Here is a 19,368-nt window from a genome sequence, read left to right on the forward strand (position 1 = left end):
GATGCAGCCTTTTCACTCAGACGCCAACCTCCTTCATGGAGGCACGCACGCTCCGAGCGGGCCGAACAGGCGGCGAACTATAGCACCGCTGATAGAGCCACCCCAAGGCCATCACCGAGGCTGTTCAGCTCAAGTTAAGGCTCACTTAAGGTTTCTGGCAGAGCATCCTTGCAATCACAGGTGAGGCTTTGGCGCATTACCGCTATAATCCCCGCCTTTTCATCAGGCAATCCGATCTACGACATGAGCCAATCCACCGACCTGATCCAATCCGCACAGCGCACCATCCGTCTCGAGATCGAAGCGGTAGAGGGCCTGCTGGCCCATATCGACGCCGATTTCGTCAAGGCCTGCGAGCTGATCCTGGCCAGCAAGGGCCGGGTCGTGGTGGTGGGCATGGGCAAATCCGGGCACATCGGCAACAAGATTGCCGCCACCCTGGCCAGCACCGGCACCACGTCGTTCTTCGTTCACCCCGCCGAGGCCAGCCACGGCGACATGGGCATGATCACCCGGGACGACATCATCCTGGCACTGTCCAACTCGGGCACCACCAACGAAATCGTGACCCTGCTGCCACTGATCAAGCGCCTGGGCATCAAGCTCATCAGCCTCACCGGCAACCCCGACTCGCCGCTGGCCAAGGCCGCCGAGGTCAACCTGGACGCCCGCGTGGGCCAGGAGGCCTGCCCGCTGAACCTGGCCCCGACGTCCTCCACCACCGCTGCGCTGGTACTCGGCGACGCCCTGGCCATCGCCCTGCTCGAGGCACGCGGCTTCACTGCCGAAGACTTCGCCTTCTCGCACCCGGGCGGTGCCTTGGGCCGACGCCTGCTGCTCAAGGTCGAGAACGTGATGCACGGCGGTGACGAGCTGCCTCAGGTTCAGCGCGGCACGCTGCTCAAGGACGCCCTTCTTGAAATGTCTCGCAAAGGTTTGGGCATGACCGTGGTGCGCGAAAGCGACGGCCGCCTGGCCGGGGTGTTCACCGACGGCGACCTGCGCCGCAGCCTGGATCGCAACATCGACGTGCACACCACGTTGATCGACGAAGTGATGACCGTACACGGCAAGACCGCCCGCGCCGAGATGCTCGCGGCCGAGGCCTTGAAGATCATGGAAGACCACAAGATCAGCGCGCTGGTGGTGGTGGACACGCTCGACCAGCCGGTCGGCGCCCTGAATATGCACGACCTGCTGCGCGCCGGAGTGATGTAAATGAACGACGATCTGCTGCAACGCGGCAAGGCCATCAAGCTGGCGGTATTCGATGTGGACGGCGTGCTGACCGACGGTCGCCTGTACTTTCTCGAGGACGGCAGCGAATTCAAGACCTTCAACACCCTCGACGGCCAGGGCATCAAGATGCTCATGAACTCGGGCGTGACCACCGCGATCATCAGCGGGCGCAAGACGCCGGTGGTCGAACGTCGTGCGAAAAACCTCGGCATCCCGCACCTGTACCAGGGCCGCGAAGATAAACTGGTGGTGCTCGACGACCTTCTTGGTCAACTGGGCCTAAGCTATGAACAGGTTGCCTACCTGGGCGACGACCTGCCAGACCTGCCGGTGATTCGCCGGGTCGGCCTGGGCATGGCCGTAGCCAGTGCCGCTCCGTTCGTGCGCCAGCACGCCCATGGCGTGACCCTTGCGCGCGGTGGCGAAGGCGCAGCCCGCGAGTTCTGCGAACTGATCCTGCAAGCCCAGGGCAACCTGGACGCGGCGAATGCCAACTACCTGTAGAGCGATCCATGTTCAGTAAAAAGATCCGCAATATCGCGCTGTTCAGTGTGATCGCTGCCTTGTTTGCAGCGGTCGGCTACTGGAACATCAGCCCCGAGACGTTCCTCGACGAGCCCGCAGCGCAGGTCGACGAAAGTGCCATCGACTACTACGCCATCAACGCCCACAGCGTGCAGTTTCTGCCCGATGGCAAGCTGCAGTACGAGATGACCGCCGACAAGGTCGAACACCTCAAGGCCAGCGAAGTGACGCTGCTGACCACGCCGGACCTCAACATGTACCGCGGTACCGCCTACCCGTGGCACGTGCAGAGCACCCGCGGCGAGGTCAACCCGGACGGCACCGAAGTGGAACTGATCGACAACGTGCGGGTTGCCCGCACCGACGACCAGAACCGCGAAACCATTATTACCACTACCCGCATGACAGTCTTCCCGCAGAAGCAATATGCGCAGACCGAGCAAGCCGTTAGAATCGACGGCGCCGGTGGCACAACTACGGGCAAGGGAATGAAAGCGTATCTGAAAGACGGCAGGATGAACCTGCTGTCCAACGTAAGAGGACAGTATGAGGCTCGTTAAAACCCTCCCCTTTTTGCTCAGCCTGAGCGCAGCACTGGGAAGCGCGAGCGCCTGGGCCCTGCCGAACGACCGTGATCAGCCTATCCGTATCCAGGCTGACCAGGCTCAACTGGATGACAAGAAAGGCGTTGCCACCTATACCGGTGACGTGATCATCACCCAGGGCTCGATGATGATCAAAGGCAACACCGTGACCATCACCCGCACTGCCTCCGGCGATATCGACGTCGTGACCTCGGTGGGCAACCTGGCCTACTTCGAGCAGCAGCAGAGCGCAGCCAAGCCGGACAAGATGCAGGGCTACGGCAAGACCATTCAGTACAATGCGCCACAGAACCGCATCGTGCTGATTGACCGCGCCAAGGTCATCAATGAAGGCAACACCACCGAAGGCGAGAAAATCGTCTACGACACGGTGAAGCAGATCGCTACCGCTGGTCGCGGTGGCAAAGTCACCGAGTCGCGTCCGCGCATCGACATGGTGATCCAGCCGAAGAAGAAGGCCGAGTAGATGGCAACCCTCAAAGCCCAGCACCTGGCCAAGGCCTACAAAAGCCGGCAAGTCGTGCGTGATGTCAGCCTGTCCATCGACAGCGGCCAGATCGTCGGCCTGCTCGGCCCCAACGGCGCCGGCAAGACCACCTGCTTCTACATGATCGTCGGCCTGGTACAGGCCGACCAGGGCCGCGTGCTGATCGACGACCTGGACGTCAGCCACCAGCCCATGCATGGTCGCGCACGTGCCGGCATCGGCTACCTGCCGCAGGAAGCCTCGATCTTTCGCAAGCTGTCGGTGGCCGACAACATCATGGCGATCCTCGAGACCCGCAAGGAACTCGACCGCGATGGTCGCCGCAAGGAGCTTGAAAGCCTGCTGCAGGAATTTCACATCAGCCACATCCGCGACAACCTGGGCATGAGCCTGTCCGGTGGTGAGCGGCGCAGGGTGGAGATTGCCCGGGCACTGGCCACCGCGCCCAAGTTCATCCTGCTCGACGAACCTTTCGCCGGTGTCGACCCGATCTCCGTGGGCGACATCAAGCAGATCATCCACCACCTGAAGGCCAAGGGCATCGGCGTGCTGATCACCGACCACAACGTCCGTGAAACCCTGGATATCTGCGAAACCGCCTACATCGTCAACGATGGCCAGTTGATCGCCGAAGGCGATGCACAGACCATCCTGGCCAACGACCTGGTGAAAGAGGTGTACCTCGGCCACGAGTTCCGCCTGTAAGCTGCGGCACATGGCTGAACATGGCGCTGCCTGGGCGCTGGGAAATGGCTCCACCCGGGGTTAATTGTTCCAGCGCTCTAGGCAAACGCTTTGATTTCAGGCATATAATTTGCTTAAAGTTGGCGCCTCTCGCGCCCTTGTAGTAGATGGCGCCTGTGCGCCGGCGAATAAGGTGTTAAGCCCCAGCCATGAAACCATCGCTCGTCCTAAGAATGGGCCAGCAACTGACGATGACTCCTCAGTTGCAACAGGCTATCCGACTGCTCCAGCTCTCCACCCTGGACCTGCAACAGGAAATCCAGGAGGCGCTGGAGTCCAACCCGATGCTCGAACGCCAGGAAGAAGGCGAGGATTTCGACAACAGCGACCCGATGGCCGACAACGCCGAGACCAAGCCGGTTGCCGAACCTCAGGAGAGCAGCTTCCAGGAGTCCGCCCCCACGGTGGACAACCTCGAAGAAGGCGAATGGAACGAGCGCATCCCCAACGAACTGCCGGTCGACACGGCCTGGGAAGACATCTACCAGACCAGCGCCAGCAGCCTGCCCAGCAATGACGATGACGAGTGGGACTTCACCACCCGCACCTCTGCCGGCGAGAGCCTGCAGAGCCACCTGCTGTGGCAGCTCAACCTGGCACCGATGTCCGACACCGACCGGCTGATTGCCGTGACGCTGATCGACTGCATCAACAACCAGGGCTATCTCGAAGAAACCCTCGAAGAGGTGTGCGAGTCGTTCGACCCGGAACTGGACATCGAACTCGACGAAGTCGAGGCCGTGCTGCACCGCATCCAGCAGTTCGAGCCCGCCGGCATCGGTGCCCGCAACCTCAGCGAATGCCTGCTGCTGCAACTGCGCCAGCTGCCGCCGCGTACGCCGTGGATGGCCGAGGCGCAGCGCCTGGTCAGCGACTACATCGACCTGCTCGGCAGCCGCGACTACAGCCAGCTGATGCGTCGCATGAAGCTCAAGGAAGACGAACTGCGCCAGGTCATCGAACTGGTACAGAGCCTCAACCCGCGCCCCGGCTCGCAGATCGAGTCCAGCGAAGCCGAATACGTGGTGCCCGATGTCATCGTGCGCAAGGATTCCGACCGCTGGCTGGTCGAGCTGAACCAGGAAGCCGTGCCGCGCCTGCGGGTCAACCCGCAATACGCCGGTTTCGTGCGTCGCGCCGACACCAGCGCCGACAACACCTTCATGCGCAACCAGTTGCAGGAGGCGCGCTGGTTCATCAAGAGCCTGCAGAGCCGCAACGAGACGCTGATGAAGGTGGCCACGCAGATCGTCGAGCACCAGCGCGGCTTTCTCGACCACGGCGACGAGGCGATGAAACCGCTGGTACTGCACGATATCGCCGAGGCGGTGGGCATGCACGAGTCGACCATTTCGCGGGTGACCACGCAGAAATACATGCACACCCCGCGCGGCATCTACGAACTGAAATACTTTTTCTCGAGCCACGTGAGCACCTCCGAGGGCGGCGAATGCTCGTCCACGGCGATCCGCGCGATCATCAAGAAACTGGTCGCGGCTGAAAATCAGAAAAAGCCATTGAGTGACAGCAAGATCGCTGGTTTACTGGAGGCACAAGGCATCCAGGTAGCCCGTCGCACCGTCGCCAAGTACCGCGAGTCCCTTGGCATTGCACCGTCGAGCGAACGCAAGCGATTGATGTGACATCCCCTGAGATGTGCCACCGCAATTCAGTGGCAGGCGCAACACCTGCCTCTTATGCACCGGCAACAAAAGGAGAAGCTGTATGCAAGTCAATATCAGTGGACAGCATGTAGAAGTCACTCCGCCACTGCGCGAGTATGTCGAGCAGAAGCTGAAACGACTGGAGGGTCACTTCGACAAGATCACCAACGTGACGGTGATCATGAAGGTCGAAAAGCTTCAGCAGAAAATTGAGGCTACCTTGCAGATCCCGGGCGGCGAAGTGGTTGCCAACGCCGAACATCAAGACATGTATGCAGCGATCGACGCCCTTACCGACAAGCTCGACCGCCAACTGAAAAAACACAAGGAAAAACAGCAAAGCCTCCTGCAAGGTGCAGCGGCCCGCTGATCCCCCCCACCCATGATCCGACTAGAAGATATCCTGACCCCCGGCCGTTCCCTCGTGAACGTGTCGGGCGGCAGTAAAAAGCGTGCGCTCGAACAGATTGCCAATCTGATCGGCAAGGAAGTACCCGAGCTGGACACCCAAACCGTGTTCGAGAGCCTGATCGCCCGTGAAAAACTGGGCTCGACCGGCTTCGGCAATGGTATCGCCATCCCGCACTGCCGCTTGAAAGGTTGTGAAAAACCGGTAAGCGCCCTGCTGCACCTGGACGCTCCCATCGACTTCGACGCCATCGATGGCGCTCCCGTCGACCTGCTGTTTCTGCTGCTGGTCCCGGAAGCCGCCACCGATGCGCACCTTGAGCTGCTGCGCCAGATCGCCAGCATGCTCGACCGCAAGGACGTGCGCGACAAACTGCGCGCGGCCACCGATAGCCAATCCCTGTACCAGGTCGTACTGGACGTGCAAAACGGGCACTGAACATGCGTTTGATCATCGTCAGCGGTCGCTCCGGCTCCGGCAAGAGCACCGCGCTCGCGGTACTTGAGGACAACGGCTACTACTGCATCGACAACCTGCCTGCCGGGCTGTTGCCGCAACTGGCCGAAAACGCACTGATCAATACCGAGCTGCTGCAGCCGCTGGTGGCCGTTTCCATCGACGCGCGCAACCTGCCCAGCCACCTGAGCCGCTTCCCCGAGCTGCTGGAGGATGCCCGCAGCAAGCACATCCATTGCGATGTGGTGTACCTGGACGCCGACGAGGAAACGCTGCTCAAGCGCTTCTCGGAGACGCGCCGACGCCACCCGCTGACCAACACGCAACGCTCCCTGGCCGAAGCTATCCGGGTAGAGAGCGACCTGCTGGGGCCGATCGCCGACCTGGCCGACCTCAAGATCGACACCACCAACCTCAACCTGTACCAGCTGCGCGACTCGATCAAGCTGCGCCTGCTCAACCAGCCCGAGCCGGGCACGGCGTTTCTGGTGGAGTCGTTCGGCTTCAAGCGTGGCATGCCGGTCGACGCCGACCTGGTGTTCGATGTGCGCTGCCTGCCCAACCCCTATTGGAAGCCCGAGCTGCGGGATCATTCGGGGTTGGAGCAACCGGTCATCGACTACCTGGCCGCGCAACCGGACGTCGAGGAGATGTTCCAGGACATTTCGTCGTACCTGCTCAAGTGGCTGCCACGGTTCGCCGCCAGCAACCGGGCCTATGTCACCATCGCCATCGGCTGCACCGGCGGTCATCATCGCTCGGTGTACATCACCGAACGCCTGGGCCAGGTGCTGCAACAAACATTGAAGAACGTCCAGGTTCGCCACCGCGACCTCTAGCCCTCAGGATCCCGCCCGCGATGCCCGCAATTGAAATCGAGATTATCAACAAGCTGGGGCTGCACGCCCGGGCAGCGGCCAAGTTCGTTGGCGTGGCGGGCAAGTACCCGTGTTCGGTGCGTGTAGGCCGTACCCCGGAGTCGATGGTCGATGGCAAGAGCATCATGGCCGTGATGATGCTCGCCGCTGGCAAGGGCACGAGCATCCACCTCAAGACCGAAGGCGAACAGGAAGCCGAAGCGCTGCAAGGCCTGGTCGAACTGATCAACAACTATTTCGACGAAGGCGAGTAACCTCGCCTTCTCGCTTCAGGACAACGCGGTATCCATCACCATCATCAGGCAGAACCCGATGCACAGCCCCAGGCTGGCCAGGCGATGATTGCCGTTGCTGCGTGACTCGGGAATGATCTCCTGGGTCACCACCAGCAACATGGCCCCGGCAGCGAAAGCCAGGCCCAGCGGCAGCATCAGTTCGGCGACGCTCACCACCCACGCGCACAGTACCGCCGCCAGTGGCTCCACCAGCCCGGATGCCGCGCCGATCACAAACGCCTTGAAACGGCCCATCCCCGCTCCAGCCAGCACCAGCGCGATCACCAGCCCCTCTGGCACATCCTGCAGGGCGATACCCATGACCAGGCTGTCGGCATCCGGCATGCCGCCACCGGCCGACACCCCGATGGCCATGCCTTCGGGGATGTTGTGGGCAATGATGGCAATCACGAACACCCAGATGCGCGCCGGAATCACCGGCCTGCCGGGCACGGCGACCAGGTCGTCCGGTGTTGCGCCCGAGACCCTGCGGTCCACCAGGTAGATGCAGAACGCACCGAACAGCAGGCCGAAGCTGATCAGGCCACCTGCCCCCCATTTGCCGAAGCCGACCGCCTGTGCGGCGTCCAGCCCCGGGATGATCAACGAGAACGCCGTGGCGGCCAGCATCACGCCTGCACCGAACCCCATCAGGGTATCGGCCACGGCCACCGGCATGCTGCGAATCACCAACACCGGCACTGCGCCCAGGGCAGTGCCCAGCGCACACATGGCCCCACCCTCAAGCGCACGCAACATCCGCGGTTCCAGGTCCAGCCAGGCGAAGCCCTGTACCAGCAGCAACGCCGTCCCCACCAACAGCAGCAGTGTGCCCAGCGCCAACCTGAACAGGCGCACACCGCCAATGGCCATCACCTCCGAGCGCATGCCGCTAGGACTCACACCAGGGCAGCAACGTAGCGACGCTCTACTTCGGACCAGTTGATCACGTTGTAGAAGGCGCCGATGTATTCGGGGCGACGGTTCTGGTACAGCAGGTAGTAGGCATGCTCCCACACGTCCAGGCCAAGAATGGGCGTATTGCCATTCATCAGCGGGCTGTCCTGGTTGCCGCTGCTCTCTACCACCAGGGTTTTCTGCGGCGTTACGCTCAGCCACGCCCAGCCACTGCCGAAGCGGGTCAGCGCAGCCTTGGTGAACGCATCCTTGAATGCCTCGAAACCGCCCAGCTGGTCATCGATCGCCTCGCCCACCGCGCCGTGGGGCTGACCGCCGCCGCCGGGCGCCATCACCGTCCAGAACAGACTGTGGTTGGCGTGCCCGCCGCCCTGGTTGATCACTGCGGCCTGCAGATTCTGCGGCAGGCTCTTGACGCTGGCGACCAGCTGCTCGATCGGCCACTCGGCGTATTCAGTGCCCTCGATGGCGGCATTGAGGTTGTTGATGTAGGTCTGGTGGTGCTTGCTATGGTGAATCTGCATGGTCTGGGTGTCGATGTGCGGTTCCAGCGCATCGTAGGCGTACGGCAATGCAGGCAAGGTATGCGGCATATCAGTGGGTTCCATAATGAAGGGCTGGGGGCTGTAGTTGTTCCTGGCCGGCAAACAGTGCCGGCTGCGCCCCCTGGCGGTAGAGCAGGCGTTCGGTACGGGGGTACTGGCCATACTCGCTGATGAAATTGAGCAGTTCGGTGTAGGTCTTGCTGCTCTGGCGCAGCGCCGCATCGCGCAGCAACGGCGAAAGGCGCTGATCCTGGCTGGCCTGCAACAGGCGCTGGTGGATGGCGCACAGGTACTCGGCGCTCTCCTGCGGCTGCTTGAGGCGCAAATGCAGGTCGGCCAGGTTGTGGTGCGAAATCACACAGGCGGCCACCGCCTCGTCGGCGTCCTGCCAGCGCTCGAACAACACCTGGGCCAAGGCCAGGGCCTGCAAGTACAACTCGCGGGCATCCACCAGATCGCCCTGTTGGAACAGGCGGTTGGCTATTTCAGTGGTGCGTTTCCAATGCTGCATGACAGAAACCTCCGAAGCGGTGGGCGGTGTCAGATACCGCCGGCCGTGAGTTTTTCAGGGTCGAGCAGGACTTCCAGCTGGCTGCGCGGCAGGTCGGTGTGTTCCAGCGCAACCTCGATGATCGGGCGCCCCTGCTTGTAGGCGGTCTTGGCGATTTCGGCAGCCTTCTGGTAGCCGATGATCGGGTTCAGCGCGGTCACCAGGATCGGGTTGCGCGCCAGGGCTTCCTTGAGCTTGGGTTCGTTGACCTTGAAGGTGGCGATGGCCTTGTCGGCCAGCAGACGGCTCACATTGGCCATCAGCTCGATGCTGCCCAGCAGGTTCTGCGCAATGATCGGCAGCATCACGTTCAGTTCGAAGTTGCCCGACTGGCCCGCCACGGCGATGGCCGCATCGTTGCCGATGACCTGCGCGGCCACCATGGCGGTGGCTTCCGGAATCACCGGGTTGACCTTGCCCGGCATGATCGAGGAGCCGGGCTGCAGCCCTTCAAGCTCGATCTCGCCCAGCCCGGCAAGCGGGCCGGAGTTCATCCAGCGCAGGTCGTTGGCGATCTTCATCAGGGCCACGGCGGTGGCCTTGAGCTGGCCGGAAACAGCCACGGCGGTGTCTTGCGAGCCGATCAGGGCAAACAGGTTTTCCCCCGGCACGAACTGCACCCCGGTCAGGCCGCTCAGTTGCTGGCTGAAGCGCGCGGCGAACGCGGGGTGGGCGTTGATCCCGGTGCCCACCGCAGTGCCGCCCTGGGCCAGGGCCTGCAGGCTTGGCAGGGTGTCGTTCAGGTGACCGATGCCCGCCTTGACCTGTGCCGCCCAGCCGCCCAGCACCTGGCTCATGCGCACGGGCATGGCGTCCATCAGGTGGGTGCGACCGGTCTTGATGAACGGGTGCACCTGCTCGGCCTTGTGCTCGATCACCTGCACCAGGTGCTTGAGCGCCGGCAGCAGTTGTTCGTGCAGGGCCAGCGCGGCGCTCACGTGGATGGTGGTAGGGATGATGTCGTTGCTGCTCTGGCCGCAGTTGACATGGTCATTGGGGTTTACCGTGTCGCCCAGCACACGGCTGGCCAGGGTCGCGATCACCTCGTTGGCATTCATGTTGGAGCTGGTGCCGGAGCCGGTCTGGTACACGTCGACCGGGAAGTGCTGCATGAAATCGCCAGCCAGCAACTGTTCCACGGCGGTGACGATGGCAGCGCCCTGTGCCTGGCTGATCTGCTCCAGCTCGACGTTGGCCTTGGCGGCGGCGGCCTTGGCCAGCAGCAGGGCCCGGATGAACTGGGTCGGCATGCGCTGCTGGCTGATCGGGAAGTTGTTCACCGCGCGCTGGGTCTGGGCGCCATACAGGGCCTCGGCCGGCACCTGCAGCTCACCCATGCTGTCACGCTCGATACGGGTATTACTCATCATCAAGTCCTTGCATCAGTTCAGCGAAAGAAATCGAAGGCAGCAGCGTGCAGTTCGCCAGTTGCAGGGCGAAGGGCTGCCAGCGCTGGCCGTGCTCGCCGCCGTCGAGCTTGCGCAGCTGCAGCAGCGGCTTCCAGGCCTGGTCCAGGCACAAGCAGCGCCAATGCCACGGCAGCATGCGGTCGCACGCGGTGTCGAGCAGCAGGCGGAAGGAAGTCAAGGCGACGGTCCAGGCCGAGGTCTCGGTGCAGCAGACCAGGTAGCGACCTTCGGCCAGGTAGTGTTCGATCAGGCGCGGCTCGTCGGGCTCGAGGGCACAGCGAATTCGCCGGCTCAGCCAGCGCCAGTTTTCGAGGTAGGGCAATTCGTGAAGGACAGGTCTCATGAACATCATCGCCTAGATAATGATAGTCATTATTAAGTGATAATCAGAATCAGTTCAAGTGCAACCAAAGGCGAAAAGCAAAAAGCCCGGCACGGGGCCGGGCTTCGATGTGTAACCTGAGGTGGCCCCTTCGCCGGCAACGCCGGCGCCTACGGGGACCGCGCACAGGCCGGCGGTGTCAGCTGCCGGCGACCGTCATGCGCTCGATCAGCACCGAGCCTGTGTGAATATTGCTACGGGTTTCAAGATCGTTGCCGATAGCGACAATCTGCTGGAACATGTCCTTCATGTTGCCGGCAATCGTGACTTCCTGAACCGCAAACTGGATCTCGCCGTTCTCCACCCAGTACCCCGCTGCGCCGCGCGAATAGTCACCGGTCACCATGTTCAAGCCATGCCCCATCAGCTCGGTCACCAGCAACCCGCGCCCCATGCGGCGCAGCAATGCAGCCTGATCTTCGACCCCATGCGTGACGAACAGGTTGTGCACGCCACCGGCGTTGGCGGTGCTTGGCAGCCCCAGCTTGCGTCCGGAATAGGTGCTCAGCACATACGACACCAGCTCGCCATTTTCGACGAACGGCTTGGCATAGGTCGCCAGGCCGTCCCCATCGAACGAGGCACTGCCCAGGGCACGCTGCAGGTGCGGCCGCTCGTCCAGAGTCAGCCAGCTGGGGAACAGGCGCTGGCCCATGCAGCCTTCCAGAAACGACGACTTGCGGTACAGGTTGCCGCCGGAAATCGCCGACAGGAAACTGCCGAACAACCCGCCGGCCAGCTCCGCCGAGAACAGCACCGGTACCTCGCAGGTCGGCACCGGACGTGCGCCCAGGCGCGCCGCCGCACGCTGCGCAGCGCGACGCCCGATACTCTGCGGATCGGCCAGCAGCTCGCCCTGGCGGTTCACGTCATACCAGTAGTCACGCTGCATCTGCCCGTCACCTTCGGCGATCATCACGCAGCTCAGGCTGTGGCGGGTGGAGGCGTAGCCACCGATGAAGCCGTGGCTGTTGCCGTACACCCGGCATCCCTGGTGGGTGCTGAGTGTGGTGCCATCGGCGTTCTTGATGCGGGCATCGGTGTCGAACGCCGCAGCTTCGCAGGCCAGGGCCTTTTCGATGGCCTGCTCGGGGGTGATGTCCCAGGCGTGATAGAGGTCGAAATCCTGCAGGTCACGGGCCATCAGGGCCGGGTCGGCCAGGCCCGAGCATTCGTCCTCGGAGGTGTGCTTGGCGATGGCCAGGGCCGCCGCCACGGTTTCGCGAATGGCATCGCTGCCACTGGCCGAGGTGCTTGCCGAGCCCTTGCGCTGGCCCACATACAGGGTGATGCCGAAGCCCTGGTCGCGGTTGAACTCCACCGTCTCCACCTCGCGCTGGCGCACCGAGGTCGACAACCCCTGCTCCAGCGATACGGCCACTTCGCAGGCGCTGGCGCCCTGGCGCCGGGCTTCGGCGATGATCTGTTCGACCTGTTCCTGCAACGCCGGCAGGGCCTGCGGACCTACGCTCTGGACTGCACTCATGGTTTTCTCCACTCAAATTCTGCGTTCGGCTCGGGTCAATCTACGACCGGACCGGACAAGCGGCCCCCGACTGGTTATCATGGCGGCGATTCTCAGCGGACTGCCCCCATGGTTGATTCTTACGACACCGCCTTCGACGGCGAAAAAAGCAAAACCCAAATCAAGCGCGAGATGCAGGCGCTGGTTGATATGGGCGAGCGCCTTACCACGCTCAAGCCCGATATCCTGGCCAAACTGCCCTTGACCGACGAACTGCGCGCGGCCCTGGAAGAGCACAAGCGGCACACCGCGAACGAAGCCAAGCGCCGTCACAAGTCGTTCATCGGCAAGCTGATGCGCGACCAGGACATCGACGCGATCCTCGCGCTGCTCGACCAGCTCGACGCCTCTTCGCGCCAGTACAACGAACGCTTCCACAACCTCGAACGCTGGCGCGACCGGCTGATCGGCGGCACCGACGACGTACTGGAGAAGTTCGTCCAGGAATACCCGGACGCCGATCGCCAGCAGCTGCGCTCGCTGATCCGCCAGGCCCAGCACGAGCTGGCGCGCAACAAGGCGCCCACCGCCAGCCGCAAGATCTTCAAGTACATCCGCGACCTCGACGAAATCCAGCGCGGCCTGCGCTGATTCTCGCCACCGGGCAGGCACCCTGCCCGCCCGGTTTCATGCTCATGCGCCCGTGCCACCCACGGTGATCGCATCGATCTTCAGGGTCGGCTGGCCAACGCCCACCGGCACCGACTGCCCATCCTTGCCACAGGTACCCACACCACTGTCCAGCGACAGGTCGTTGCCGACCATCGACACCCGGCTCATGGCCTCGGGGCCGTTGCCGATCAGCGTCGCACCCTTGACCGGCGCGGTGATCTTGCCGTCTTCGATCAGGTAAGCCTCGCTGGTGGAGAACACGAACTTGCCGCTGGTGATGTCCACCTGGCCACCGCCGAGGTTGGCGCAGTAGATGCCACGCTTGACCGAGGCGATGATCTCCGCCGGGTCGCTTTCGCCGGCGCGCATGTAGGTGTTGGTCATGCGTGGCATCGGCAGGTGCGCATACGACTCGCGCCGCCCGTTGCCGGTGACTGCCATGCCCATCAGGCGGGCATTGAGCTTGTCCTGCATGTAGCCCTTGAGAATGCCGTTCTCGATCAGTGTGGTGCATTCGGTCGGGGTGCCTTCGTCATCCACGCTCAACGAACCGCGGCGCCCTTCGAGGGTGCCGTCGTCGACGATGGTGCACAGGCTGGACGCGACCTTCTCGCCCAGGTGGCCACTGTAGGCCGAGCTGCCCTTGCGGTTGAAATCGCCCTCCAGGCCATGCCCGACCGCCTCGTGCAGCAGCACACCGGACCACCCGGCGCCCATCACCACCGGCAAGGTGCCGGCCGGTGCCGGAATGGCCTCGAGATTGACCAGTGCCTGGCGCAGCGCCTCGCGGGCAAAACCCATCACCCGCTCGTCGGTGAAGTAGCGGTAGTCGGTGCGCCCGCCGCCGCCATGCCCGCCACGTTCGCGACGGCCATTCTGCTCGACGATCACACTGACGTTGAAGCGCACCAGCGGCCGCACGTCGGCCGCCAGGCTGCCATCGGCAGCGGCCACCAGAATGCGCTCCCACACCCCGGCCATGCTAACGCTGACCTGCTGGATACGCGGGTCCAGGGCACGCGTGGCCACGTCGACACGCTTGAGCAGCTCGACCTTCTCGGCGCGGCTGAGCACATCCAGCGGGTTGCCCGGCGCATACAGCGCGGTCACGTCCTGGCTCTTGAAGGCCTGCACGCTGCCATTCTGGCCGGCGCGGGAAATGGAGCGCGCGGCGCGTGCAGCGGAAGTCAGGGCTTCGAGGTTGATCGCGTTGCTGTAGGCAAAGCCGGTCTTTTCACCAGACTGGGCGCGTACCCCGACCCCCTGGTCGAGGTTGAAGCTGCCTTCCTTGACGATGCCGTCTTCAAGCGCCCAGGACTCTGAAATCTGGCCCTGGAAGTACAGGTCGGCTGCGTCGATTCCCGGCCCGGCCAACTCGCCCAGCACCGATTGCAGGCTGTCGAGGGTCAGGCCGCCCGGCGCCAGCAGGTGATCGCTGACAGTGGATAACAACTCGCTCATAGTCACTCCGAGGTGTGCGCAGGCCGCAATGCGTCCTGCGAAAAAAAGCGCCGGTGCGAGGCCACCGGCATCCGCGCCCGAATGGACGCCTGTTCGCTGCTGTCGCGGGGCGCCAGCAGAACCGCTTCACCGCTGGCCTGCTGGGCAACGATACGCCCCCAGGGGTCGACGATGGCGGCATGGCCATGGGTTTCCCGTGGCCCCGGGTGCGTGCCGCCCTGGGCGGCCGCCAATACGTAACACTGTGTCTCTATGGCCCTGGCGCGAATCAGCACGTCCCAATGGGCCGCACCGGTTACTGCAGTAAAGGCTGCCGGTGCACTGATCAGTTCGGCTCCGGCCGCACGCAGCGCGCTGTACAGCTCGGGAAAGCGCAGGTCATAGCACACGCTCAGGCCAAGGCGCCCCACCGGGGTATCGGCCACCACCACCCGCGCGCCGTGGGCATAATCGTCCGACTCGCGGTAGCGGCCACGGTTGTCGGCCACATCCACATCGAACAGATGCAATTTGTCGTAGCGGGCCACCTGCTCGCCGTGCTCGTCGACCAGCAGGGAGCAGGCATGGGCTTTGGCCTCGGGCCGGTCGAGCGGCGGCAGCGGCAAGGTGCCCGCTACAATCCATAACCTGAGGTCGCGGGCCGCCTGTTTCAACCATGGCAGGATCGGCCCCTCCCCCAGCGCCTCGGCCCGGCCGATGGCGGCGCTGTCGCGCCGGCCCATGGCAGCGAAGTTTTCCGGCAGCACCGCCAGCCGCGCGCCCCCTTCGGCAGCCCGCTCCAGCAGGGCACGGGCCCGCGCCAGGTTGCCCGGCACATCGTCCTGGCTGACCATCTGAATAACCGCTGACGTCATGTCCATGTTCTAGCGCGACTTCTCGAAAGGTTTGATAAAGCTAATCTTAGGCTCTTTCCACGGGCCCTCGACGCGGTAATGCACACTGGCATAGCGCGCCACCCGATCCCCCAGCAGCCGGTCCACCAGGAACAGCGCCCCGCCCACCGCTGGCGCGCCCACGATCAGCGCCGCCAGGGGCAGGTTGTTGGTCACCGGCAAGGTCACCTGCAAGGTCGCATCGACCCGGTCCCGAACCATGTCCAAAGTGCCATCGAGCTCGAGGTTGCTGGACGGGCCGGTCAGGGTGATCGGCTCGCGCGTCACATACACCCCCTCGCTTGCCACCAGCAGGCCCTTGACCCGGTCGTAGCTCAGGCCCTTGTCGAGCAGGTCGGAGAAGTCCAGGCGCAGGCGCCGGCCGATCGAGTTGAAATTGAGCAGGCCGAACACGCGCAAGGCCTGCGCCCCGCCTTCCACTTCGACGAACTGCCCCTTGCGCAGCAAGGCATCGAGGTTGCCGGAGAAGTGCTTGAGGCTGACCCAGGCCGGCGACCCCTGCCAGCGTCCGTCCACGTCCAGGCGGAAGTCGCGGCTGGTCACCGTCGGCGCGAAGCCCCAGGCGGTCAGCACATCGGCCAGGTTCTTGCCTTCCAGGCGCCCCTTGTACCAGCTGTCGCTGCGCCCCGGCGTGCCTTCCCAGGTGGCGGTGCCATCGATCGCCAGGCCCTTGAGGTTCAGGTCCAGGTCGTTCAGGGCCACGCCCTTGGAGGTGGGACGGGTTTTCAGCGCGACGCTGCCGAGCAGATCATCGCCAAGGAACAGCCTGCCGATGCTCAGGTCGATCGCCGGGATCTTGCGCGGGTCGACATCGGCCAGCGGGTCCGGTCCGTCCACTGCGCTGGCGTCGGCCGGGTCGGACGGCGGCAGGTGGAGGGTCGGCAGGTTGATCACGATCGGGGCGCCCTTGGCATCGGGCAGGCGGGCCGTGCCGATGACCTCCTTGCTGTCCAGGCGCAGGTTCCAGAAGTTGCTCCCGCGGTCCAGGCGTACCACTGCCTGGTTGAGGGTCTGGCCAAAGCCCTTGAGCTGGCCGATGCTCACGTCCACGCTGTTGAGCACCTGCCGGGCATTGCCGCCCGGATCGTCACCGGCCATCTGCTCGAACTGCTTCTGCCAGGGCTCAATGTCCAGCTGGGCGAGTCGGCCACGCACCCGCAGGCCCTGACCGGCCGGCAGTTGCGCCGTGCCGTTGCCCAGCAGCAGCTCACCGCGTCCCTGGCCGAGCTTGCCGGCAGGCGCGGCATAGGCCAGCCTGGCGACGTCGGCGTAGGCCACATCGAAGCGCTGTTGCGGCCCTTGCAGGTTCATCTTGAACTGCGTGGCCCGGGTTTCGCTGACCGCCTTGCCGAACGGCGCCGGCAGGTCCACTTTCAGGCCCTTGAGGGTAGAGTCGATGCTCAGCTGGTTTTCGCGGCTGCCGACACTGACCTGCAACTGGTAGGGGATTTCTCCGGAGGCTGGCAAGGGCTGGGTGAATTTCAGCCAGTCGGTCAGCGCCTTCAAGGCGATCTGGCCCTTGGCGGCGATACGGGTCTGCAGTTGCCCAGGCTGCCCCTCGGCAAAGATCTGTGCGCTGATGGGCTTGTCGAAGGCGCGCGCGGTGATGTTCTGGCCGCTGAGCCCCTTGTCGAAGTCGAAGCGGAAAGTGCCGTTCAACTGGCTCAGCTCCAGCGGCGGTTCACTCAGCTTCAGGCGCGCCTGTTCGGTGCTGAAGTCCACCAGCACCTTGGGCTGCTGGCCGTGCTCCAGGGGGATATCGAGCTTGAGCTTGCCCTGCAGCGGGCCCTCGCCTTCCCAGCCGGCGAAGGTCGGGCCGGTACCGATCGGCGCGTCCTGCAGGATCTTCACCCCGTCGGCCAGGCGCCCGTCGAACTCTCCGTCCAGGTACAGGTGGGTATGCTCGCCTTCGTTCACATGGGGAATGTTCACGTCCACATTGCGCACCCGGGTGCCGAGCAACTGGCCGCTGCGCGCCTTGACCCGCACACCGGTGTCCTCGATGAACACGTCGCCATCGACCTTGCTCACGTGGGGCCAGCCGGGCTGGAAGTCCAGCTCGGCGTCATGCACCTTGAAGAACAGGCTGATGCTGCGCGACTCGGGGGTCGCGCCGTGGTGCAGCGAGCCCTGGTACTGGAAGTAGCCTTCATCCACCGCGCCCTTGAGGATTGCGGTGCGCAACCAGTGGTCCAGCGCAGGGCTGAGCACTTCGGGCAGGTACTTGGCGGTGTAGCGGCCATCGCCGTCGACCAGGCCCACACGCAGGTCCATGTAGTCTTCGCGTGCATCGTCGAACAGCAGCCGGATCAGGAAGTCGCCGGCAATCCTGCCCTCGTCACCCAGCACCTTAAGGTACGGCGCAACCAGGGTGAAACCCTCGGAGTCCAGTCGCCAGGTCAGGCGTGCATTGGCCTTCAGGTAATGCCAGGGGTCGGCGAAGATCGGCGTCAGGTGCAGCATGAACTTGTCGGTGTCCAGGCGCAGCTCGCCCTGGCCCAGGTCGCCGCTGATGCTGCCGCTGACATTCCCGGCAGCGGGGGCGCCGTGGTAGGCATTGAAGCCGACGCGGTCCAGGTTGGCTGCAAAGCTCAGGCGCTGATCGCCTTCGGCCCTGGGCCGCACGTCCAGGCGCACATTGCGCAGGCCGCCGGTGACCTTGAGGCCCTCGACCACGGCCATGCCCGCCTCCGGCAGCGGCGCGAGCGCCTGGATCAGCGGGGTCAGCGGGGTCAAATCGAGGCGGTCGGCCTGGATCGCCCACACTTCATCGGCCGGCTCGGTGGCGGCGCTCTGCCTGAGTTGAACGTGGGATTCCCAGCGGGTGTCGCCCAGGCTCATGGCCAGGGAATCGAGCACCACGTCAAAGCCCTTGTCGCTACGCCTGAACCAGGCATTGAGCGCCAGGTTCTCGACCTTTACCGCCTTGCGACCGGCATGCGCACCCTTGAGCTGGGGCGCGTTGAGGCGCAGCGTCGCGGTCTGCAACTGGCCTTTGCCCCACCCTACCCAGGCCTCGCCACCGGCACGCAGTTCGCTGGCCGTGTACGGGCCCAGCAGCCGCGCCGGCACCCATTTGGCCCAGTCGCTCTGTGGCAGGCTGAGGTAGGCATCCACCGCACCGTCGCGCCACTGGTCGGCGCGCACGCGGCTGCGCAGGCTCAGGCTCATCGGCTGGCCGTCGGGCAGGGTCAGGCGCGCATCCAGGCGCTGGCGCACGCTGCCGGTCTGCAGCCCGAGGCTCACATAGGTCAGGGTCATCGGCTCATGCGCGAACGGCTCCAGGGTCACCTGGCTGTCGAGCACCGACACCTTCGCCACCACCTGGCTGCGTTCGAGCAACTGCTGTACATCCAGTGGCTGATCGTCCTGCACCGGAAGACCCTTGAGGCTCCAGTGACCGTTTTCATCTTCGTGCAGGTTCAGTTGCAGGCCGCCCAGTTCGACCTGGGCCAGGCGGACCTGACGCTGCATCAGGCTGGCCCACAGGTCAGGCACCACCTTGACCTCGTCCAGGCGCAAGGCGCCGGCGCCTTCGCCCAGCTGCACGTCGCGCACGCGCAACACCGGCGCAAGGCCGCTCCAGCGGCCTTCCAGGGCACCGATATGCACCGGCATGCCCAGTGCGGCCTCGGCCTTCTGCTCCACCTCGGCGCGGTACTCGGCAACCAGTGGCACCAGCTCGCGGCCAAGGCTGACGTACAACGCCACCAGCACGGCAAGCAAGGCGCACAGGACAAGCCCCCAACGGGTCAAGATGCCCAGAACGCGGATCAGACGCTCCATGGCAA

The 19,368-nt window shown here is 64.2% G+C and carries 20 protein-coding genes; 11 read left to right on the forward strand and 9 right to left on the reverse strand.

All coding sequences use genetic code 11. From position 1 onward, the window contains the following. The first annotated feature begins 243 nt into the window (after positions 1 to 243). The 10 genes from FW760_RS12955 to FW760_RS13000 all read left to right on the forward strand — a co-directional run bounded on the left by FW760_RS12955 (position 244) and on the right by FW760_RS13000 (position 7,261). Positions 244 to 1,218 (forward strand): KpsF/GutQ family sugar-phosphate isomerase, encoded by a 975-nt coding sequence (locus FW760_RS12955; protein WP_043862453.1) that lies wholly within the window; start codon positions 244 to 246, stop codon positions 1,216 to 1,218. Further along, positions 1,219 to 1,743, forward strand: coding sequence for a KdsC family phosphatase (locus tag FW760_RS12960; RefSeq protein WP_043862454.1), 525 nt, complete (start codon positions 1,219 to 1,221; stop codon positions 1,741 to 1,743). It begins immediately after the preceding gene. Positions 1,744 to 1,751: 8 nt separating this feature from the next. After that, positions 1,752 to 2,324 (forward strand): LPS export ABC transporter periplasmic protein LptC, encoded by a 573-nt coding sequence (gene lptC / locus FW760_RS12965; protein ID WP_043862455.1) that lies wholly within the window; start codon positions 1,752 to 1,754, stop codon positions 2,322 to 2,324. Next, positions 2,311 to 2,835: a lipopolysaccharide transport periplasmic protein LptA gene (gene lptA / locus FW760_RS12970; RefSeq protein ID WP_054916380.1), complete on the forward strand. Its 525-nt coding sequence runs from the start codon at positions 2,311 to 2,313 to the stop codon at positions 2,833 to 2,835. Before lptC ends, lptA begins: the two co-directional genes overlap by 14 nt. Further along, positions 2,836 to 3,561, forward strand: coding sequence for an LPS export ABC transporter ATP-binding protein (gene lptB / locus FW760_RS12975; protein ID WP_043862457.1), 726 nt, complete (start codon positions 2,836 to 2,838; stop codon positions 3,559 to 3,561). Positions 3,562 to 3,749: 188 nt separating this feature from the next. After that, the gene (locus FW760_RS12980; RefSeq protein ID WP_043862458.1) at positions 3,750 to 5,243 is read left to right on the forward strand and encodes an RNA polymerase factor sigma-54; all 1,494 of its coding nucleotides are present in this window, start codon (positions 3,750 to 3,752) and stop codon (positions 5,241 to 5,243) included. A gap of 82 nt (positions 5,244 to 5,325) precedes the next feature. Beyond that, complete coding sequence (gene hpf / locus FW760_RS12985; RefSeq protein WP_043862459.1) at positions 5,326 to 5,634, forward strand: ribosome hibernation-promoting factor, HPF/YfiA family; 309 nt, start codon at positions 5,326 to 5,328, stop codon at positions 5,632 to 5,634. A 12-nt stretch (positions 5,635 to 5,646) separates the two neighbouring features. After that, a complete protein-coding gene (ptsN, locus tag FW760_RS12990; RefSeq protein WP_116052946.1) occupies positions 5,647 to 6,111 on the forward strand; it encodes a PTS IIA-like nitrogen regulatory protein PtsN in 465 nt (154 codons plus the stop codon). A 2-nt stretch (positions 6,112 to 6,113) separates the two neighbouring features. Next, entirely contained in the window at positions 6,114 to 6,968 is an 855-nt protein-coding gene (gene rapZ / locus FW760_RS12995; protein WP_043862461.1) for an RNase adapter RapZ, read from the forward strand. Positions 6,969 to 6,988: 20 nt separating this feature from the next. Next, a complete protein-coding gene (locus FW760_RS13000; RefSeq protein ID WP_043862462.1) occupies positions 6,989 to 7,261 on the forward strand; it encodes an HPr family phosphocarrier protein in 273 nt (90 codons plus the stop codon). A gap of 15 nt (positions 7,262 to 7,276) precedes the next feature. Here FW760_RS13000 and FW760_RS13005 read toward each other — a convergent pair whose 3' ends face one another. From FW760_RS13005 to pmbA, 6 genes are all read right to left on the reverse strand, one after another. Continuing rightward, positions 7,277 to 8,170 carry a ZIP family metal transporter gene (locus FW760_RS13005; protein WP_446443813.1) on the reverse strand — a complete coding sequence of 298 codons (894 nt, stop codon included), beginning with the start codon at positions 8,168 to 8,170 and terminating at the stop codon, positions 7,277 to 7,279. Between the two features lie 11 nt (positions 8,171 to 8,181). Next, entirely contained in the window at positions 8,182 to 8,793 is a 612-nt protein-coding gene (locus tag FW760_RS13010) for a superoxide dismutase (protein WP_043862464.1), read from the reverse strand. 1 nt (position 8,794) lies between these two features. Then, positions 8,795 to 9,256 carry a tetratricopeptide repeat protein gene (locus tag FW760_RS13015; protein ID WP_043862465.1) on the reverse strand — a complete coding sequence of 154 codons (462 nt, stop codon included), beginning with the start codon at positions 9,254 to 9,256 and terminating at the stop codon, positions 8,795 to 8,797. Positions 9,257 to 9,285: 29 nt separating this feature from the next. Beyond that, a complete protein-coding gene (locus FW760_RS13020) occupies positions 9,286 to 10,662 on the reverse strand; it encodes a class II fumarate hydratase (RefSeq protein WP_058541428.1) in 1,377 nt (458 codons plus the stop codon). Further along, positions 10,655 to 11,056: a hypothetical protein gene (locus tag FW760_RS13025; protein ID WP_043862467.1), complete on the reverse strand. Its 402-nt coding sequence runs from the start codon at positions 11,054 to 11,056 to the stop codon at positions 10,655 to 10,657. The genes FW760_RS13020 and FW760_RS13025 overlap by 8 nt, the downstream gene beginning before the upstream one ends. Positions 11,057 to 11,225: 169 nt before the next feature. Continuing rightward, a complete protein-coding gene (pmbA, locus tag FW760_RS13030) occupies positions 11,226 to 12,572 on the reverse strand; it encodes a metalloprotease PmbA (RefSeq protein ID WP_043862468.1) in 1,347 nt (448 codons plus the stop codon). Positions 12,573 to 12,680: 108 nt separating this feature from the next. Here pmbA and yjgA point away from each other — a divergent pair, with 108 nt between their 5' ends. Next, complete coding sequence (gene yjgA / locus FW760_RS13035) at positions 12,681 to 13,202, forward strand: ribosome biogenesis factor YjgA (protein WP_043862469.1); 522 nt, start codon at positions 12,681 to 12,683, stop codon at positions 13,200 to 13,202. Between the two features lie 42 nt (positions 13,203 to 13,244). On the opposite strand, the gene tldD is transcribed toward yjgA, so the two are convergent. From tldD to FW760_RS13050, 3 genes are read right to left on the reverse strand one after another with little or no spacing between them, the layout of a single operon-like run. Next, entirely contained in the window at positions 13,245 to 14,684 is a 1,440-nt protein-coding gene (tldD, locus tag FW760_RS13040) for a metalloprotease TldD (protein WP_043862470.1), read from the reverse strand. 2 nt (positions 14,685 to 14,686) lie between these two features. Further along, on the reverse strand, positions 14,687 to 15,538 hold the full coding sequence (locus FW760_RS13045; RefSeq protein WP_054916383.1) for a carbon-nitrogen hydrolase family protein: 852 nt from the start codon (positions 15,536 to 15,538) through the stop codon (positions 14,687 to 14,689). A gap of 9 nt (positions 15,539 to 15,547) precedes the next feature. Next, on the reverse strand, positions 15,548 to 19,363 hold the full coding sequence (locus tag FW760_RS13050; RefSeq protein WP_043862472.1) for a YhdP family protein: 3,816 nt from the start codon (positions 19,361 to 19,363) through the stop codon (positions 15,548 to 15,550). Positions 19,364 to 19,368 lie beyond the last annotated feature (5 nt).

It is taken from the genome of Pseudomonas sp. 1176_21 (genome assembly GCF_052850635.1).

Bases quoted from the DNA above. Each gene is read 5' to 3' on its own strand.
- lptC (WP_043862455.1), top strand. From the start codon at position 1,752: ATGTTCAGTAAAAAGATCCGCAATATCGCGCTGTTCAGTGTGATCGCT.
- FW760_RS13010 (WP_043862464.1), bottom strand. From the start codon at position 8,793: ATGCCGCATACCTTGCCTGCATTGCCGTACGCCTACGATGCGCTGGAA.
- FW760_RS13050 (WP_043862472.1), bottom strand. From the start codon at position 19,363: ATGGAGCGTCTGATCCGCGTTCTGGGCATCTTGACCCGTTGGGGGCTT.
- tldD (WP_043862470.1), bottom strand. From the start codon at position 14,684: ATGAGCGAGTTGTTATCCACTGTCAGCGATCACCTGCTGGCGCCGGGC.
- hpf (WP_043862459.1), top strand. From the start codon at position 5,326: ATGCAAGTCAATATCAGTGGACAGCATGTAGAAGTCACTCCGCCACTG.
- rapZ (WP_043862461.1), top strand. From the start codon at position 6,114: ATGCGTTTGATCATCGTCAGCGGTCGCTCCGGCTCCGGCAAGAGCACC.
- lptA (WP_054916380.1), top strand. From the start codon at position 2,311: ATGAGGCTCGTTAAAACCCTCCCCTTTTTGCTCAGCCTGAGCGCAGCA.
- lptB (WP_043862457.1), top strand. From the start codon at position 2,836: ATGGCAACCCTCAAAGCCCAGCACCTGGCCAAGGCCTACAAAAGCCGG.
- FW760_RS12980 (WP_043862458.1), top strand. From the start codon at position 3,750: ATGAAACCATCGCTCGTCCTAAGAATGGGCCAGCAACTGACGATGACT.
- pmbA (WP_043862468.1), bottom strand. From the start codon at position 12,572: ATGAGTGCAGTCCAGAGCGTAGGTCCGCAGGCCCTGCCGGCGTTGCAG.
- FW760_RS13025 (WP_043862467.1), bottom strand. From the start codon at position 11,056: ATGATGTTCATGAGACCTGTCCTTCACGAATTGCCCTACCTCGAAAAC.
- FW760_RS13000 (WP_043862462.1), top strand. From the start codon at position 6,989: ATGCCCGCAATTGAAATCGAGATTATCAACAAGCTGGGGCTGCACGCC.
- FW760_RS13005 (WP_446443813.1), bottom strand. From the start codon at position 8,170: ATGCGCTCGGAGGTGATGGCCATTGGCGGTGTGCGCCTGTTCAGGTTG.
- FW760_RS12955 (WP_043862453.1), top strand. From the start codon at position 244: ATGAGCCAATCCACCGACCTGATCCAATCCGCACAGCGCACCATCCGT.
- ptsN (WP_116052946.1), top strand. From the start codon at position 5,647: ATGATCCGACTAGAAGATATCCTGACCCCCGGCCGTTCCCTCGTGAAC.
- FW760_RS13045 (WP_054916383.1), bottom strand. From the start codon at position 15,538: ATGACGTCAGCGGTTATTCAGATGGTCAGCCAGGACGATGTGCCGGGC.
- yjgA (WP_043862469.1), top strand. From the start codon at position 12,681: ATGGTTGATTCTTACGACACCGCCTTCGACGGCGAAAAAAGCAAAACC.
- FW760_RS13015 (WP_043862465.1), bottom strand. From the start codon at position 9,256: ATGCAGCATTGGAAACGCACCACTGAAATAGCCAACCGCCTGTTCCAA.
- FW760_RS12960 (WP_043862454.1), top strand. From the start codon at position 1,219: ATGAACGACGATCTGCTGCAACGCGGCAAGGCCATCAAGCTGGCGGTA.
- FW760_RS13020 (WP_058541428.1), bottom strand. From the start codon at position 10,662: ATGAGTAATACCCGTATCGAGCGTGACAGCATGGGTGAGCTGCAGGTG.